Origin of the sequence: Tardiphaga sp. vice304, from assembly GCF_007018905.1 — a bacterium.
In the GTDB taxonomy this organism is placed as follows: Bacteria; Pseudomonadota; Alphaproteobacteria; order Rhizobiales; family Xanthobacteraceae; genus Tardiphaga.
In genome coordinates, this window is the sequence record NZ_CP041402.1 from 5261304 (window position 1) to 5276580 (window position 15277).

General features: G+C 61.9%; 14 protein-coding genes. 3 read left to right on the plus strand and 11 right to left on the minus strand.

Annotation, left to right across the window (positions count from 1 at the left end; all coding sequences use genetic code 11):
- Positions 1 to 221 precede the first annotated feature (221 nt).
- Entirely contained in the window at positions 222 to 641 is a 420-nt protein-coding gene (locus tag FNL56_RS25100) for a hypothetical protein (protein ID WP_143575548.1), read from the minus strand.
- Between FNL56_RS25100 and FNL56_RS25105 the strand changes: the two genes are divergently transcribed.
- On the plus strand, positions 640 to 2589 hold the full coding sequence (locus tag FNL56_RS25105) for a sigma-54-dependent Fis family transcriptional regulator (protein WP_143582439.1): 1950 nt from the start codon (positions 640 to 642) through the stop codon (positions 2587 to 2589). The genes FNL56_RS25100 and FNL56_RS25105 overlap by 2 nt on opposite strands.
- Before the next feature lie 93 nt (positions 2590 to 2682).
- Here the strand turns inward: FNL56_RS25105 and FNL56_RS25110 are convergent, their stop codons facing one another.
- From FNL56_RS25110 to FNL56_RS25155, 10 genes are all read right to left on the minus strand, one after another.
- A complete protein-coding gene (locus FNL56_RS25110; RefSeq protein WP_143578380.1) occupies positions 2683 to 4314 on the minus strand; it encodes a molecular chaperone GroEL in 1632 nt (543 codons plus the stop codon).
- An 11-nt stretch (positions 4315 to 4325) separates the two neighbouring features.
- Positions 4326 to 5105, minus strand: coding sequence for a metal-sulfur cluster assembly factor (locus FNL56_RS25115; protein ID WP_143582440.1), 780 nt, complete (start codon positions 5103 to 5105; stop codon positions 4326 to 4328).
- A gap of 5 nt (positions 5106 to 5110) precedes the next feature.
- Positions 5111 to 6151 carry an amidohydrolase family protein gene (locus tag FNL56_RS25120; RefSeq protein ID WP_143575552.1) on the minus strand — a complete coding sequence of 347 codons (1041 nt, stop codon included), beginning with the start codon at positions 6149 to 6151 and terminating at the stop codon, positions 5111 to 5113.
- A gap of 98 nt (positions 6152 to 6249) precedes the next feature.
- The gene (locus FNL56_RS25125) at positions 6250 to 6609 is read right to left on the minus strand and encodes an MmoB/DmpM family protein (protein WP_143575553.1); all 360 of its coding nucleotides are present in this window, start codon (positions 6607 to 6609) and stop codon (positions 6250 to 6252) included.
- A 64-nt stretch (positions 6610 to 6673) separates the two neighbouring features.
- Positions 6674 to 7738, minus strand: a complete 1065-nt coding sequence (locus FNL56_RS25130; RefSeq protein WP_143582441.1) for an aromatic/alkene monooxygenase hydroxylase subunit beta — start codon at positions 7736 to 7738, stop codon at positions 6674 to 6676.
- A 67-nt stretch (positions 7739 to 7805) separates the two neighbouring features.
- Positions 7806 to 8843 carry an NADH:ubiquinone reductase (Na(+)-transporting) subunit F gene (locus tag FNL56_RS25135; protein WP_210245436.1) on the minus strand — a complete coding sequence of 346 codons (1038 nt, stop codon included), beginning with the start codon at positions 8841 to 8843 and terminating at the stop codon, positions 7806 to 7808.
- A gap of 98 nt (positions 8844 to 8941) precedes the next feature.
- Positions 8942 to 10615: an aromatic/alkene/methane monooxygenase hydroxylase/oxygenase subunit alpha gene (locus tag FNL56_RS25140; RefSeq protein ID WP_143575556.1), complete on the minus strand. Its 1674-nt coding sequence runs from the start codon at positions 10613 to 10615 to the stop codon at positions 8942 to 8944.
- Positions 10616 to 10791: 176 nt separating this feature from the next.
- Positions 10792 to 11043, minus strand: a complete 252-nt coding sequence (locus FNL56_RS25145; RefSeq protein WP_143575557.1) for a hypothetical protein — start codon at positions 11041 to 11043, stop codon at positions 10792 to 10794.
- Complete coding sequence (locus FNL56_RS25150; protein WP_246660786.1) at positions 11040 to 11468, minus strand: hypothetical protein; 429 nt, start codon at positions 11466 to 11468, stop codon at positions 11040 to 11042. The genes FNL56_RS25145 and FNL56_RS25150 overlap by 4 nt, the downstream gene beginning before the upstream one ends.
- Positions 11465 to 12508, minus strand: coding sequence for an NAD(P)-dependent alcohol dehydrogenase (locus tag FNL56_RS25155; protein ID WP_143582443.1), 1044 nt, complete (start codon positions 12506 to 12508; stop codon positions 11465 to 11467). Before FNL56_RS25155 ends, FNL56_RS25150 begins: the two co-directional genes overlap by 4 nt.
- Positions 12509 to 12827: 319 nt before the next feature.
- Here FNL56_RS25155 and FNL56_RS25160 point away from each other — a divergent pair, with 319 nt between their 5' ends.
- On the plus strand, positions 12828 to 14708 hold the full coding sequence (locus FNL56_RS25160; protein WP_143582444.1) for a sigma-54-dependent Fis family transcriptional regulator: 1881 nt from the start codon (positions 12828 to 12830) through the stop codon (positions 14706 to 14708).
- Between the two features lie 49 nt (positions 14709 to 14757).
- Positions 14758 to 15177 carry an SseB family protein gene (locus tag FNL56_RS25165; protein WP_143575560.1) on the plus strand — a complete coding sequence of 140 codons (420 nt, stop codon included), beginning with the start codon at positions 14758 to 14760 and terminating at the stop codon, positions 15175 to 15177.
- Positions 15178 to 15277 lie beyond the last annotated feature (100 nt).

Below are 15277 nucleotides of genomic sequence, written 5' to 3' on the forward strand. Positions count from 1 at the left end.
CTCAACAGGGAGCAACACAGATTGCCGGTAGCCGGTATCTGGTTGCCGTCACGACGTTTTAGCCAGTGACGGGCCGGCTCAGGTTATACAATCTATACGTGTATAATTGCATGTAGAAAAACGGTATGTCGATCGATCGTTCAAATCGCTTCATCGATCAATCGGCACGCAGATTGGATGCCATATCGGCATCGCATTCGGTCTGAGAAGATCTTGCTGAACTAGCCGCGACCGTGATGCTTGTGCGAACGATCCGCCGATGCTTGCTGCCGGACTTCGCGAACGCCGCAACGCAGCATCGATTCTTTTACTTCACCGATCGCTGCCGCTGACTCTTTCTTGCGCTTGAAGCGAAGAAGTATAGGCTGATTGCAAGGCGGACCTGAGAGCCGCCGTTGTGTCTGGGAAGTGAGCGCGGAATGGGTTGTTGCGTCGAGTAGCGCCTTAGATGCTTTTCCAAAGTGACCACCACAGGGTTGGACGCGATCAAAGGCGGCCACTTGGAATGCCTTGGTGAGGTCAGAGCTTGCGCTTTGCGCAACAGCATTGGCGATGATGGCGACCCAATCCACATTCGGGTGACTGCGCAGGACCTGTCGATTTCCAGGTTTTGGACGTTGTGGCGTCAGAGGATCCGGCATGAACCAGCGAGACGTAAGGGCCGCATGGGAAAAATTCGTCGAGCGCGGCGCGTTGCCGACAGATCTCAGGCCGTCGGTGGTCAATTCCTGGCAGCGATCAAGGAACCATAGCGTCACCGTCGATCGGGCGATGGCGCCCCTGGTCGCGGAAGCCGAGCTGTTCCGCCACCGCTCCAAGCATGCGCGGCTCCGTCACGCCGCCCGTCATGCGCTGGAGAATTCGCGAACGTTCCTCAGCGACGCCAACTCGATCATGATCCTCACCGATCCCTCCGGGCTGATCATCGATACCGAGGGCGACGCTCGGGTGATCGAGGCCGGACGAACGGTTCACCTCGAACACGGGGGACGATGGAGCGAAGCCGATATCGGCACCAATGCGATCGGGACTGCGATGGCGGAGGCGAAGCCGGTTCAGATTCATGGAGCTGAGCATTTCTGCTCGCAGGTGCAGCGATGGACCTGCGCCGCGGTCCCCGTCTTTGAACCCACTGACGGCGAGCTGCTCGGCGTGGTGGATATTTCCGGGCCCGCGGAAACCTTCAATCCGCAGAGCCTGGCGTTGGCGGTTTCGGTCGGCCAGCATGTCGAAAGCGTTCTCGCCCGCTCGATCAAGCAGGATCACGAATTGCTGCTGCACCACTTCCTCGCCAAGCGGGCGATCTGGGCGAACGACGATTGCGTGCTGGTGGATCGTCGCGGCACCATTCTGCATGCCAGCGAGCAAGCGCTGAAGGCAATCCGCGACGTCAACCGCGGTGCCGGCGACGAGCCGCCAACCCGGTTCCTGAAAACACTGGGCTTCGACGAGTGGCCAGCACGCCTGAGTGGCCTGTTGCCGAATGCGAGCTTCGATTTCGTCGCTAGCGAAAGCTCCGGCATCGGCGCGATCATCGTGCTGCACGCCAGGCGGCGCGCGGCGAGCATCGATCGCAGCGTGTCCCGGCAAGCGCCCGCGCAGGAGGCGCGCAAGACTGCCTCGGCGCCTGCTGCGAAACAGCCGATGCCGCGCTCCCCCGAAGCTGAACAGCGGCGCGCAGTCCAGCCGCACGCGTCCCCCACAAATTTCGTCGCGGCCGATCCCGCCGTGCAGGCGATCGTGCGCCGGGTCGAGATCGCCGCAGCCCGCAAGATGCCGATCCTGATCCGCGGCGAGACCGGCACCGGCAAGGAACAACTGGCGCGGCATGCCCATGCCGCCAGCGGGCGCAGCGGCGCCTTCGTCCCGGTGAATTGCGCGGCGTTGCCGGAAAGCCTGATCGAGGCCGAACTTTTCGGCTATGCCGACGGCTCCTTCACCGGCGCGCGGCGCGGCGGCGCGACCGGGCTGGTCAAGGAAGCGGACGGCGGTACGCTGTTTCTGGACGAGATCGGCGACATGCCGGTCGCGCTGCAAGCCGTGTTGCTCCGGCTGCTCGACGACTGGACCGTGCGCCCGATCGGCGGCGCCCGAACCAAGGTCGATATCTTCCTGGTCTCGGCGACAAATGCCGCGCTCGACAAGGCGATCGCCGCCGGGCGCTTTCGCTCAGACCTGCTGTATCGCCTCAACACGCTCGAAGTGACGCTGCCGCGCCTGAATGAGCGCACGGACTTCGAGTCCATTGTGCAGCATCTGCTCGATGGCATCGATCCGACTTGTGAAATCGCAGCGCAAACCATGGCCGATCTCGCAGCGCGGCCGTGGCCCGGCAACATCCGCGAGCTGCGCAACATCCTGGCGCGCCATACCCTTGCCTGCTCCGACTGCCTGCTCGAGCAGTCCGGCGGAGCAGCCGCAATCGGTCAGGTCGCGCAGCCGAAGCCCTGCTCGTTGCAGGAGATCCAGCTTGCCACGATCCACGCGGTCTATGCCGAGACCGCCGGCAACGTCAGCGAAACCGCCCGACGTCTCGGCGTCTCCCGCAACACCGTGTATCGCGCACTCGGCCAAACCGCGCCGCGGTGACGGGACGTTCGTCATGGCGACGAGCTCTTGCGACGAAGCAATCCAGTCTGCGCCGTTGCCCTGGATTGCTTCGCTTCGCTCGCAATGACGATATCAAAGCAACTCCGCGCCACCGCCGATGGCCGGCCCCGACGTCGGATCGTAATTGTCCGGCCTCTTGGCGATCAGCGTCTGCGTGGTGAGGATCAGAGCCGCCACCGAGCCGGCATTGCGCATCGCGCAGTAGCTGACCTTGACCGGATCGATAATGCCGGACTTGATCATGTCGACCGTGGTGCCGGTGCGGGCGTCGAAGCCGTAGCCATTGCTGGCCTTGGCGACCTTCTCAACCGCAGCCTTGCTGTCGCCGCGTCCGCAATTGGCAACGATGCAGGCAAGCGGCTGACTGAGCGAACGCTGCACCAGTTCGGCGCCCTGCCTCGCGCTGCCTTCCAGCCGATTGATCAAGCCGTCGAGCTCCGCGGCTACCCGGATCAACGCCACGCCGCCTCCGGGCACGACGCCCTCTTCGATCGCCGCACGCGTCGCATTGATCGAATCCTCGATCAGCTGCGCGCGCCGCTTCTGCTCCACCGGCGTCGCGCCGCCGGCCAGGATCATCGCGGTGCCGCCGGACAGTTTGGCGAGCCGCTCCAGAAATTTGTCGCGCTCGATGTTTTCCGGCGCGGCTTCGTATTGCCGCGACACCTGCTCGCGCCGGGCCTCAACCATCTTCGGCTTGCCATGGCCGGCAGTGATCAGGGTCTTCGACGACGAAATCCGGACCTGCCGCGCGGAGCCGAGATCCTCGAGACTGGCGCGCTCGACGGTGCCGCCGAGATCCTTGGAGATGACCCGGCCGCCGGTCGCCACCGCGATGTCTTCCAGCATCGCCTTGCGCCAATGGCCATATTCCGGCGGATGGATCGCCGCGACCTTGAAATTATTCTTCTCGCGTCGCGACAGCAGCATCATGATGACCGGGGGCGCCACCTCCTCGGCGATGATCAGGAGCGGTCGGCCGCTCTTTTCGATCAGCGCAAACACCCCCTTCAACTCGTCGATGGCGAGAATCTTGTGATCCGTCATCAGAATATACGGCTCGTCGAGCACCACCTGCATCCGCTCGACGTCGGTGACCATGTGATGCGAGAGATAGCCGCGCTCGAACGCCCTGCCTTCGACCACTTCCAGCGTCGTCTCGACGGTTGAGCCGAATTCGACGGCGACGATGCCATGATTGCCGGCGCGCTCGAAGGCCTCCGCGACCATGGCGCCGAGCCTGACATCGTTGGCGGCGATGGTGGCGATGGCGCGAATGCCCTTGGCGCCGTCGACGCTCTTCGCGGATCGCTTCAGCGCCGAGATGGTCTCGTCCACGGCGAGCTCAAGCCCTTCAACCAGTTCGACCGGGTTGGCGCCGGCCGCCAGCAGCGCCAAACCGTCCTGTACGAGGTAGTTCGCCAGCACGGTCGCGGTCGTGGTGCCGTCGCCCGCAACCTCGTTGGTCTGCTTCGAGACTTCGCGCAGCACCTGGGCGCCCATATTCTCGAACGGGCACTCCAGCTCGATCTCGGCGGCGATGCTGACGCCGTCGCGCGACACGATCGGCGTGCCGATCGGCCGGTCCATCACCGCATTCATGCCCTTCGGGCCGAGCGTGCCGCTGACCGCCTTCGCCAGCTTTGCAACGCCGCGTGCGAGTGCTTCGCGCGCCTGGGAATCATGGAGCATCATCTTTGCCATCGTCGCTTTCCTTATAGTTGCACGCGCTGCACGGACAGTTCGGGTGGTTCGGCGGCTTGTCCGGCGCGCCGGGGCGTGAACGGCGTTTCGGTATCGAAGCGGGCGTGCAGCAGACCGCGGCACAGGGCACTGTTGAATTCGGCATTCACGTCGACGCGCCGCAGCGCGCGGACATAGGTCGGCAGGGTCTCGCTCTGCAGCGGATCGCCATCGGCATCGAGGAACGCGAGCGGCTCGGTCACGGCGGCCACCACCGGACGCCGCTGCAGATAGCGTGCGAGCAACCGGTCGCCCGCTTCGTCGAACGGCAGCGCCGCGAGTTCGCCGAGGGTGAGCCCGACCAACACCTCCGGCGCGAATCCATCGGCGATCAGATATGCGAGCAGCGCCGCCTGCCGGCGCTGGAACGCCTTGACCAGAAACGTGCGCCTGAGTTCGTCGAGATCGCCGTCAGCCTCGACGCCGAAAGTCTCCTGAAAGGAGAGCCCCTGCGCCAGGCCGGCATTGATCTTGTCGGCATACATGTGCTCGCCGAGCGTGACGCTCACCGCGTTGACCCACGGCAATTGTTTCACCGCCGTGCGCATGTCGTCCGCCATCAGGAATGAAAAGTTCGCCGCGCACCAATAGGTCGGCAACCGGAATTCGATGTGGACGCGGTTCTGCGCGTCCACATCGGCCCGAGTGACGAATTCGAGGTCCGTGACCGGCTCGTCGAGTTCCGGGTCGGTCACGGTCTGCAACCGGGCCCAGACTTCGGCCTTGCGATCGGCAATCGTCCTGGCCGTCATGGCGGCTACTCCGCCGCGCGAGCGGAGGCGAGATGGGCATAGCCGCCCGCCGCGCCGATCTTGTTCTTCTGCGCCTCGATGTCGATATTGTAGATCCGCGCGGCGTTGAGACCGAGGATCTTCTTCTTGTTCTCGAGGGTGAGGACGGAGCCGGTCTCCTTGGTCATCTCCTCCGGAATCTCGAAGGCCATGAACTTGTCGATCAGCCATTTCGGCGTCCAGATGCCGTAATCGCTGCCGTACAGGATCTTGTCAGGGCCGACCCAGAACAACAACTCCGCCATCACATGCGCAAAATAGGCTGGCCGGGTGTGGATGAACGGCAGCGCCACCGCGATGCCGGCGTAAACGTTGGTCTCCTGCGTCGCGATCCAGCAGAAATCGTCGAGCCGCGGCAGACCGCAATGTTCGACGATGAAGTTGAGATCCTGAAAGGCGGTCGCCACGTCATCGACATCACCGACGTCAAACGCGTCCTTGTTCAATGGGATAATGGTCGGGCCCTTGTGGATGTGAATGTTCTTGATCCCGAGCTTCTGCGCCGCCTCGAGGAATCTGTAGGTTTCCTTGTCGTCGAGCCGATAGCCCTTGGATTCGCCTCGCCATTCCGCCGTATAGAGCTTGACGCCCTGCAATTGATACTTCTCGGCCTTGGCATGGAGATCCTCGAGCCCCTTGTTACCGTCGCGCGGATCGAACGCACCGTTGAGGATAAACCGCTCCGGATGACTTTTCTTCAGCGCCGAATTGCGCTCGGTGGTGTTGAAGCCGTGGTTGTAGAAATCGGTCAGATAGGTCGGCTGCAGGATCGCCATGTCGTCGTAGCCGTTGATAAACAGATCGTCATGCATGGTCTTGGCGTCGTATTTTTCGAACTTGTCCAACGGCCATTTCTCCGCCGGCGGGCTGAGATTGGCATGATACGCATAGAAACATTCGATGAATTGCTTGCCATGAATATTCTTCTGGTTGGCAGGGCTGCCGTCCCAGAAATGGGTGTGCCCGTCGATCACAAAGATTTCTTCTCCGGATGCCGTCTTGTACATCGCGCTTCTCCCTATCCCGCCACGTTGGGCAATTGTTTCTAATCCTTTGATTACCTGAGGCAGCAAGGCGGGCCGGCGCGGACGCCGGCCGGCCTCGATCAGTGTTCGATATAGGCGAGCGCTTCGTTCATATCGCCGAAGCAGACAACGGTATCGTCGTCGACCATCACCATGCGGCCATAATGCGTGGAGGTCGAAATCTCGAAGATGTAGGGCGTCATCTCGCGCCCCAGCGCCTCGCTGATCTCGCTCATCTTGAACACCAGCTTGCCTTCGCCATCGATCCGGATCATCGCCGGCATGTAGGTGACGGTGACGCCCTTCTTCGGCTCCATCACTTCGGCGATGGCGCGGGCCTCGACGCTGTCGTTCATGGTGACACCGCACTGGTGCGATATGGTGTCCTCGAACTTGATATCTTTCATCGATTTGAAGATATTGGCCTGGACTTCGGACATTGCATTCTCCTGAGAGGGTGACTGGCTTGCGCCGGTTTCGGATTGGTTTGTCAGCACAGCCGTGTCACGGCGCCTTAAGGCCGACCTGCGCGCAGATCGCCTCGATGCGGTTCTTCGCCAGAGACTGCGCCTCGGCAAAGCCCGACACCTTGACCCGCGGCTGCGACCAGATCGGTTGCAGGTTCGATGCCGCTTCGTGGGCGAGCGCGCCGTGGTGCGCCATCCAGCCGTTGAACAGTCCCTTGTTATGCGTGCCGTGATCCTTGTCATGCGTCAGCATGTGGATCAGTTCGACGGTGTTGGCGAGGTTGCGCTCGTAGTCCGCTTCGGCGGCGGCGACCACGGACGGCGTCGCGAAGTCGCCTTGCGAAGCCGCCATCTGCATGATGAAGCCGCTGCGGAACAGCTCGCCGACCAGCGGCTCGAACACCAGGTTGATCGCAAAATACTGTTCGAGGAAGTCGGTCGCGCCCATGATCGCCTCGACCGACTTGCGGGTGCCCTGCCAGATCGGATCCTCGAGCCAGTGCTGCTTGCCGGCGTTGCCGTCGAAGCCTTCGATATCGAGTCCGATCTCGGCAAGGTATAGCGTGAGATCCTGCGAGAACCGCATCTTGTAGGACGAGTTGGTCAGAATCGCGTTGTTGACCATCTGGGTGTAGCCATAGCGCTGCGCCTGCATCAACGAGGTGCCGAGCCCGAATTCGGCATGCTTGTAGGCGCCGAGATGATCCCGCAGCACCTTGACCCACGCCTTGTCGAAGCGCTTCGGCGCGCCCGATTTCCGCGCATTTTCGATGACACCCTGCACCATGCCGCAGATCGTCGATTGGCGCTGGTAATGCGTGCGCTCCCACTCCTGATCGACCGCGCGGAACTGGTGCCAGTTCGAGCTCAGCGCCTTGGTCCAGGTCTTCGAATAGGTCGGAGTGCCGTCGGGGAACGAGATGATCCAGTCCTGCAGCAGATAGCGTTCCGGGTCCGGCTGGACGTCGACGGTCATATCCTCGTAATGGCTTGCCTTGCGGCCCTTCGGCTCGAAATAATTGTATTTCCGGCTGTCGGAACCGGCAAAAATCGCGGCACCGGCGGCGCCGGACTGATGCACTTGCTGTGGGGTTGCGCTCATGGTGTCCTCCCTGGAGATGTCTTCGATTGTTGTTGCGGTTGTTGTGCACGGTGGGGCGAGGATGCCGTCACCGCGTGGCTGGCGTAAACTTGTCGAAATAGATGTGGTCGGGCTCGACGCCGGCCATCTGCAGGACCGGCAGCAGCGCATCGATCATCGGCACGGGACCGCAGCCATAGGCATCGATCGTGCCGCTCAGCGCCTCGTCGCGTAGCCGGCGCTGCACGACTTCATGGATGAATCCCGTCTCGCCCTGCCAATCATCTTCTGCGGTGGCGTGCGACAACGCCGGGATGAACTCGAAGTCGGGATGCGCCGCCGCGATCGCGGCGATTTCGTCGAGCATGAACAGGTCGGCCCGCGTCCGCGCGCCATAGAAGAACCGCACCGGCCGCTGATCGCCGCTCTGCACGTGGTCGCACAGCATCGACCACAGCGGCGACATGCCGGAACCGCCGCCGATCAGCAGCATCGGCCCGGTTCGTCCCTCACGCCGGAAGCAGGTGCCGTATGGCCCCTTCGCCTGCAGCGGTGCACCCGGCTGCAGTGCGCGGTCGAGCTGCGACGAGAATGCCCCGTTGGGATATTTCTTGATGATGAAGGACAGATGCTTGCCGTTGACCGGCGCATTCGCCATCGAAAACGCGCGCGTCACGCCGGCATCGACCAGCGTCAGATCAATATATTGCCCGGCCCAGAATTTCATCGGATTGTCGAGTTCGATCTCCAGCAGGCGGATATCGTGGGTCAGCGCGGTGACCTTGCTCACCGTGGCCTCAAAACCCTTTACTGCGATCGCATGCGACAGCAGGTCTTCGTCGAAATTCAGAAGTTCGACTTCGATATCGCTGTAGGCGTGGGTCTTGCAGAGCAGAATGTGCTCCGTCTCTCGTTCGTAATCGGGCAGCGCGAAGGTGGAATATTTAAGCAGTTCGATTTCGCCGCTGATCAGCCTGGACTTGCAGGAGCCGCATTGGCCTTCCTTGCAGCCGTGCATCAGCGAGATGCCCTGGCGGAAGGCGGCGTCGAGAACGGTTTCCCCCTCTTCGACATCCATCTCGATGCCGACCGGTTCGAGCCGGACCTTGTACGTGGTGGTCGTCATTTGCGACATGATCTTGCGGCCTGCGTTGAATGCGGGGATTGGCGCTTTGGGCGGCGGTTCGAGGGGACCGCGAACGCGGTCCCCTCTCCCCATTCGGCCTAGTTGCAGGGGTTGATCTTGAACCCCTTGCGATATTCGGCGATCGCGGCGTCCCGTTCTTCGCCGGCCTTCAGGGCGCGGAAGCCGCGCAGCGGACTGCCCAGCGTGTTGCCGCGGATGTGGTCGAGGGTCCACATGTCCTTCTGCTCGAAGCGCAGATGCGGCTGCGGCACCAGCGTCTTGCCGTCGGATCGAACGAAGCCGAGATCCACCATGGCGTCGGCGTGATCCCAGCCGTGGTAGCACTCCTCCCACTCGCGGCGTCCGCTGAAGCGACCCATTGCCGGCGTGGCGCGGCCTTCGTACTCGGCGGCGAACGCCACCTTGTGCGTCCAGCGGCAGCCTTCCGAGCAGTAGGTGTACATCTTGCCGTCCACCTCGTCGCAGCAGAAGTCCTCGCGGATCAGGCAAGGCACCATGCAGCTCCAGCAGCGGTGCGGATAGACGTAACCAACGTCGCCGTTGAAGGCGATGTTCTTCTCGCCCGGCACCGACAGCTTGGCGTGCCACTTCCAGAAATCGCCGAACTCGGCGTACCAGCCTGGATACTTGTGCTCGAACCACTCGAAGTCCTTCTCGGTCTGGGCCTCGATGCGCCAGAAGTTGAACGACCAGCCGACCGTGAAGAATTGCGCGGTCTTGTGGACGTAGTTCTTCTTGACGATACGGTCCCAGGCCGCGGCGACGTCGTCGTGATGGATCTTGATGCCGTATTTCTCGAGCGGCAGCATGTAGGTCCGATAATAATCCTCGTAGATCCAGCGGTGCCACAACTCCGCGTAGGATTCCTTGTTCTTGTCGCGATTGGTGGTGCCGTATTCGATGAAGGTGCCGATCGCAGCATCGACGATGGCGTGGTTCTGCCAGAACGCGTATTTCAGGTCGCGCTCGAGCAATTGGTGGTTCGACGGATCGTGGATCATCGCCATCAGCATCGAGTGGCCGTTGCCGATGTGGCGGGATTCGTCGGACTGTACCGACAGGAACACGGTCGGCAGTGCGTAGTCGCCGTTGCGGGCGGCTTCGGACGGCATCGCGACGAACAGCGTGTTGGTGAAGGCGGTCTCGGCGACCACCGTCAGATAGATGTTGGCGGCGGTGATGGCGTCGCCGGTCAGGAAGCCCTCGGCGAACTGCCGGCCGATCGTGGTGGCGTAGCACTTGCCGAACGCGGCCTCGGTGATGTCGAACCCGGCCGGGTCGATGTAGTTTTCCATATACCACTTTTTCAGGTTCATCTGAATCGTGGAGTGGCGGAATTCATCGACCATCTGCATGGTGAAGCCGGTGCGCAGCTCCTCGCCTGGCGCCAGCCGCCCGACCATTGCCATCGATCGCGCCGCAGAGATTTCCGGGAATGGGATGATCGCCAGGAATAGCTTCATCCACTCGACCCAGCGCGGCTCGACGTTGCGGAACATGTCGCCGCGCAGTGCCGCATCGAGCGCGCCGTAAACGCGGTTGTCCTTTTCTTCCTGCATCGGGAAGTAGGACCGCAGCACCTGTTTCATCGGATCGCGCGGAACCTTCGAGATCTTGTAGTCGGTCGGGAAGGTCATCGCTTCCTGGACGTAGCTTGGCGTCCAGCCGAGATCGGAGACGCGATTGGCCGCCTCCGCGGTACTGATGCCCTTCTGATTTACGATCTTGTTCAGCGTTAGAGTTTCAGACATTTCCTTCTCCATTGAATCCATTGAATATTGCGTGGACTTCGCTGCTCGCCTTATTCCCGGACGCCCGCTTGCTTGACGCACTCTTCAGAACCGTCCGCCGTAAATTGTCTGGGTCGCTGTATCGTCGGGCGCCCCCGCCCTTCGATACCTCCCCGCTCGATCAAACTCCGCCGTAACTAACTGTGGTTGACGGCAGGTTTGGTCAGTGGCTTGTCCTCGGCGATGAACCGCGCCGTCAGCACCAATGTGCCCATGGCGAAATCCTTGCCGTGCCTGGCGATCATCGCCTCGGCGATGTCGGCCAGTTGAACGAAGAAGGCATCTTTGGATCTATCTTCTTCGCTCAATTCGATCTGAGCGTTCGGAGGCACTTTGCCGTCTCCAGCCGATGCGCGTCCCGCGCGCAGTGTTCCGCTCTTGCTCATCATGCATGTCCCGATCGGTTGTGGTCATAGGTCGATGGACCGCTCTCGAACTCCAATAGCGCCACGTTCAGCCATTCGCGCTCGGCGACGAGCCGCTCGTGCTCGACCTTCAGCGCCTCGAACCTCGCTGTCGCCTGTGCCAGTTCCAGCAAGGCGGCGGCGCCAGTGCCCGGCAGCGCGCTGTCGCGCAGCGCGCAATGCATTTCGATTTCTGCTCCGCCGCGCGCGCTTTCGTTGCGCAGTTGCAGTTCGTTGTTGCGTATCATCGCCTCGATCAGCTTGTGGCGCGCGAGCATTCGCTCCCGGCCCCGCTCCAGTTCGGCAGCTTCCTCGGCGGTCAGCGGCGGCTGATCGCCTCTATCCATGCTTGTCATGACCCCCACCCAATCATCCGGAGAAAGGCGAACCGCCTCGCAATTGGTCATCATGGGATCAACACGGCGCGGCCGTGAATGCGCCCATGATGCAGGTCGTGCAGTGCATCGTTGGCCTGGCTGAGTTTGTATTCCCTGGTATGGAGATCGACGAGACCGCGATCGGCGAGCGCCATCAGCTCCACCAGCTCGGCATAGGTGCCGACCAGGTTTCCGACGATGGTCTTTTCCGAGGTGATCAGGTCGATGGTCGGGAGCTCGATCTTGCCGCCGTAATCGACGACATAGTAGTAGCCGTCATTCGCCGTCATCGCCAAGCCACGGGCGACGGCGTCGCCCTCGCCGACAAAATCGATCACGGCCTCCGCGCCGCGGCCGCCGGTCTTCGCCAGCACGGTTTCCACTTCGTTGCCGTCAGCTTTCACCAGATGATGCGCGCCGCAGGTCTTGGCCAGCTCGAGCGACTTGTCGTCGCGGTCGACGACGATGATTTCGGCGGCGCACAATGCCGCGAGAACCTGGATGCCGATATGGCCGAGCCCGCCGGCGCCAATCACCGCAACATATTGCCCCGGCAACAGATGCCGCGACGCCTTCTTTGCAGCGCGGTAGGCGGTCAGGCCGGCGTCGGTGTAGGGCGCGACATCCTTCGGCGCCAGCGTCTTCGGCAGCTTGATCAGCGAGCGCTGGCCGGTCAGCAGATATTCCGCGTAGCCACCATTGGCATTGATGCCGGGAAAGGCACTGTCCAGCGCGTGCATGTCGTTGCCGCGGCGGCATGCGAGGCAATGTCCGCTCGTCACCAGCGGATGGCAGATCACGCTGTCGCCGACCTTGATGCCTTCGACGCCGGGCCCGATCGCCTCGACCCATCCGGCGTTCTCGTGCCCCATGATGTAGGGCAGATTGACATCGACCTTGCTCCGCCAGATCCCTTCAACGATGTGCAGGTCGGTGCGGCAGACGCCGGCGCCGCCGATCCGCACGATCACGTCCGAGGGACGCGTGATCTTCGGGTCTGCGACATCTTCGTATTTGACAAATTCCTTTGCCGTCAGCTTGTCGTCGAAGGCATGCAGAACCGCGGCTTTCATCGGCTGTTCACTCCCCAAACAGTTTTTTGTTTTTATGGTAGCTCGTAGTTCGATTGAACAAGAGAACAGCAAGAGCCGTGCCAAACACCTAACATATTGAGCTATTTGGAATTCCCGGCGTTGCGCCCATCGTGTTCCGATCCGCATCGGATCAGGGCCGGATGCAAATCTGTTCCGCGGCGAAACAGTCAGCAAGGCTGAGCTATACTTTGTAATTTTTTACAATTGCTCCGTAGTTGTGAGACACTGTTCACAGGAAGAGCCGTCAACGGCCGCCCGTTTGAGGAAACGCCGAAACACTGTTCAGGGAGGACAGTCGATGCTGGTTGCGGGTCGGCGCGTCGAAAACGCATGGATGGCGCTGGAGCAGCGAGGGGCGCCGCCGGCCGGATTTCTTTCGGTCGATATCTACGATAGCTGGATGCGCTGCATTGCGCTCGGCCTCGACATGCGCCACCCGCCGCCGCAGGAATTCGTCAGCCCCGCGGCGCTCCGCCACGAGCAGCAGCGTTGTTCGCTGGTTCGAGGTCTGGCGCTCGCGGAGATGCACACACTGCACCAGCAGATCTCCGGCTCCAATTTCATGGTGGCCTTTGCCAACGCGGATGGATTGCTACTCGATATCATTACAGACCGAAGCTTCAGCGACGCCTCCGACGCTGCCAGCATTAAACCCGGCGCGGTGTGGACAGAGCGTTGCTGTGGCACCAACGGCCTCGGCACCGCGGCGATGCTGAAGCGACCGATCGCCGTACATGGCGATCAACACTTCTTCCGTCGCTATAACAATCTCACTTGCGTGGCGGCACCGATTTTCGCGCCTGATGGAGAAGTCGCGGGAATCCTCGACGCGTCGTCCGATTGCCTGTCGCGCCAGACTCATACCCAGGCGCTGGTCGCAATGGCCGCGACACAGATCGAGAACGGCCTGTTTCGCGAATTTCATCGCGGCAATATCCTGATCGCGTTCCACAATCGCGGCGAGTATCTGCATACGCTGAGTGCCGGCCTGCTTGCCGTCGACGAAGACGGCAAGATCCTGGCGGCCAATCGGGCCGCGCGCGTATTGCTGCACGGCCTCCCGGCCGCGCCCGGGAAGCGCTTCGTCGACATCTTCCGCACCGAATTCAGCCGCTTTGTCGATGAGGGCCGAAACAAGGAGCGCCAAGGTCTGGAGGATGAGGTCGGCAGCCAGTTCGTCGCAACGATCGAGAACACCCGACTGTTTCCGATGGTGCGCGCGCTGGCGAAGCCGCGCCTGTCTCCGCCGAACGCAATTGGGCGGGAGTTCGTCTCCTCCGACCTGACGATCGCCGCGATCGTGAGACAGGTCGAGATCGCGGCAGCGCGCAAGATGCCGATCCTGGTGCGCGGCGAAACCGGCACCGGCAAAGAGCAACTGGCGCGTCACGCCCACGCCGCCAGCCGGCGGACGGGGCCGTTCGTGCCGGTCAATTGCGCGGCCATTCCGGAAAGCCTGATCGAGGCGGAATTGTTCGGCTATTCCGAGGGCGCCTTCACCGGCGCCAAGAAGGGCGGCTCTGCGGGCTTGTTCAAGGAGGCCGACGGCGGCACGCTGTTCCTCGACGAGATCGGCGATATGCCGGTGGCGTTGCAGGCCGTGCTTTTGCGTTTCCTGGACGATTGGACGGTGCGCCCGGTCGGCGGCACCAAGCGGCAGGTTGATGTCCTGCTGGTATCCGCCACCAATGCCAATCTCGACGATTCAATCGCCAAAGGCCGTTTTCGATCCGACCTGCTGTTTCGCCTCAACACCCTTGAGGTGACATTGCCGCGGCTGCGCGAGCGGTCTGACTTCGCCGACATTGCGCGGCATCTCTTGGCCAAGATCGATCCTTCAGCCGGCCTGACCCAGAGCGCGATCGATCGACTGGCCGAACAGGACTGGGATGGCAATATTCGGGAACTACGCAATGTGCTGTCCCGGCTATCGCTGACCGAACAAGGTGGCCTGATCGGCGAGGCCGCGGTGGAAGAACTTGTCGGGCATCCCCGGAGCAAGCCGCTTCCCGGTGGCCGATCGGCGAGCGGCGGGCTGAAGAGCGATCTGCGAGATCTGCAGCGAGCCCATCTGCTGACCGCTTATGCCGAGTCCGGCAACAACGTCAGCAAGACTGCGCGCCGTCTCGGCGTCTCGCGCAACATGATCTACCGCGTTCTTCGGGAAAACCACGACTGATGCGGCTGCGAGAATTTCACCCAGCAACGATTACCGTGAAAGGATCGTCATGTTTGAACCAAAAAACAGCCTCGAAGCCCTGATGCAGGCCGCAGCTACGGATACCGACGCCGCGCCGGCGTTCTATCAAGCGCTCCTGGAAACCGAGATCTACATCTTGACGCCGGACGTACCCATGATCCCCGGCCGCCGCCGGTCATTGAAGTACCAGGAGAAGATCAACATCGCGACCGTGGAATTCCAGGGTATGAGATGGCATCCGGCGTTCACCTCGAAGGCGCGGATTTCCGACTACGTCAAAGAGCCCGAAACCTGTCTCGGTGCCGTCGCGCGCAACCTGTTCGACATGTTGCCGCACTCGAATTTCTGGCTGAACCCGCTGTCGGAATGCCAGAAGCCGCTACCGGCTTCCGAAATAGCCCTGCTGACCAGCGGAAAGATATTCGAAGTACTCGGAAAGGCGAAATAAGAAACCCATCTCATGAACGTCACCGTGGAGGCTGAGACAACCTGGACAACGACTCCATTTGGAGTCCGGTCGCCATACTCGATGCCGTCATCCGTTCAAG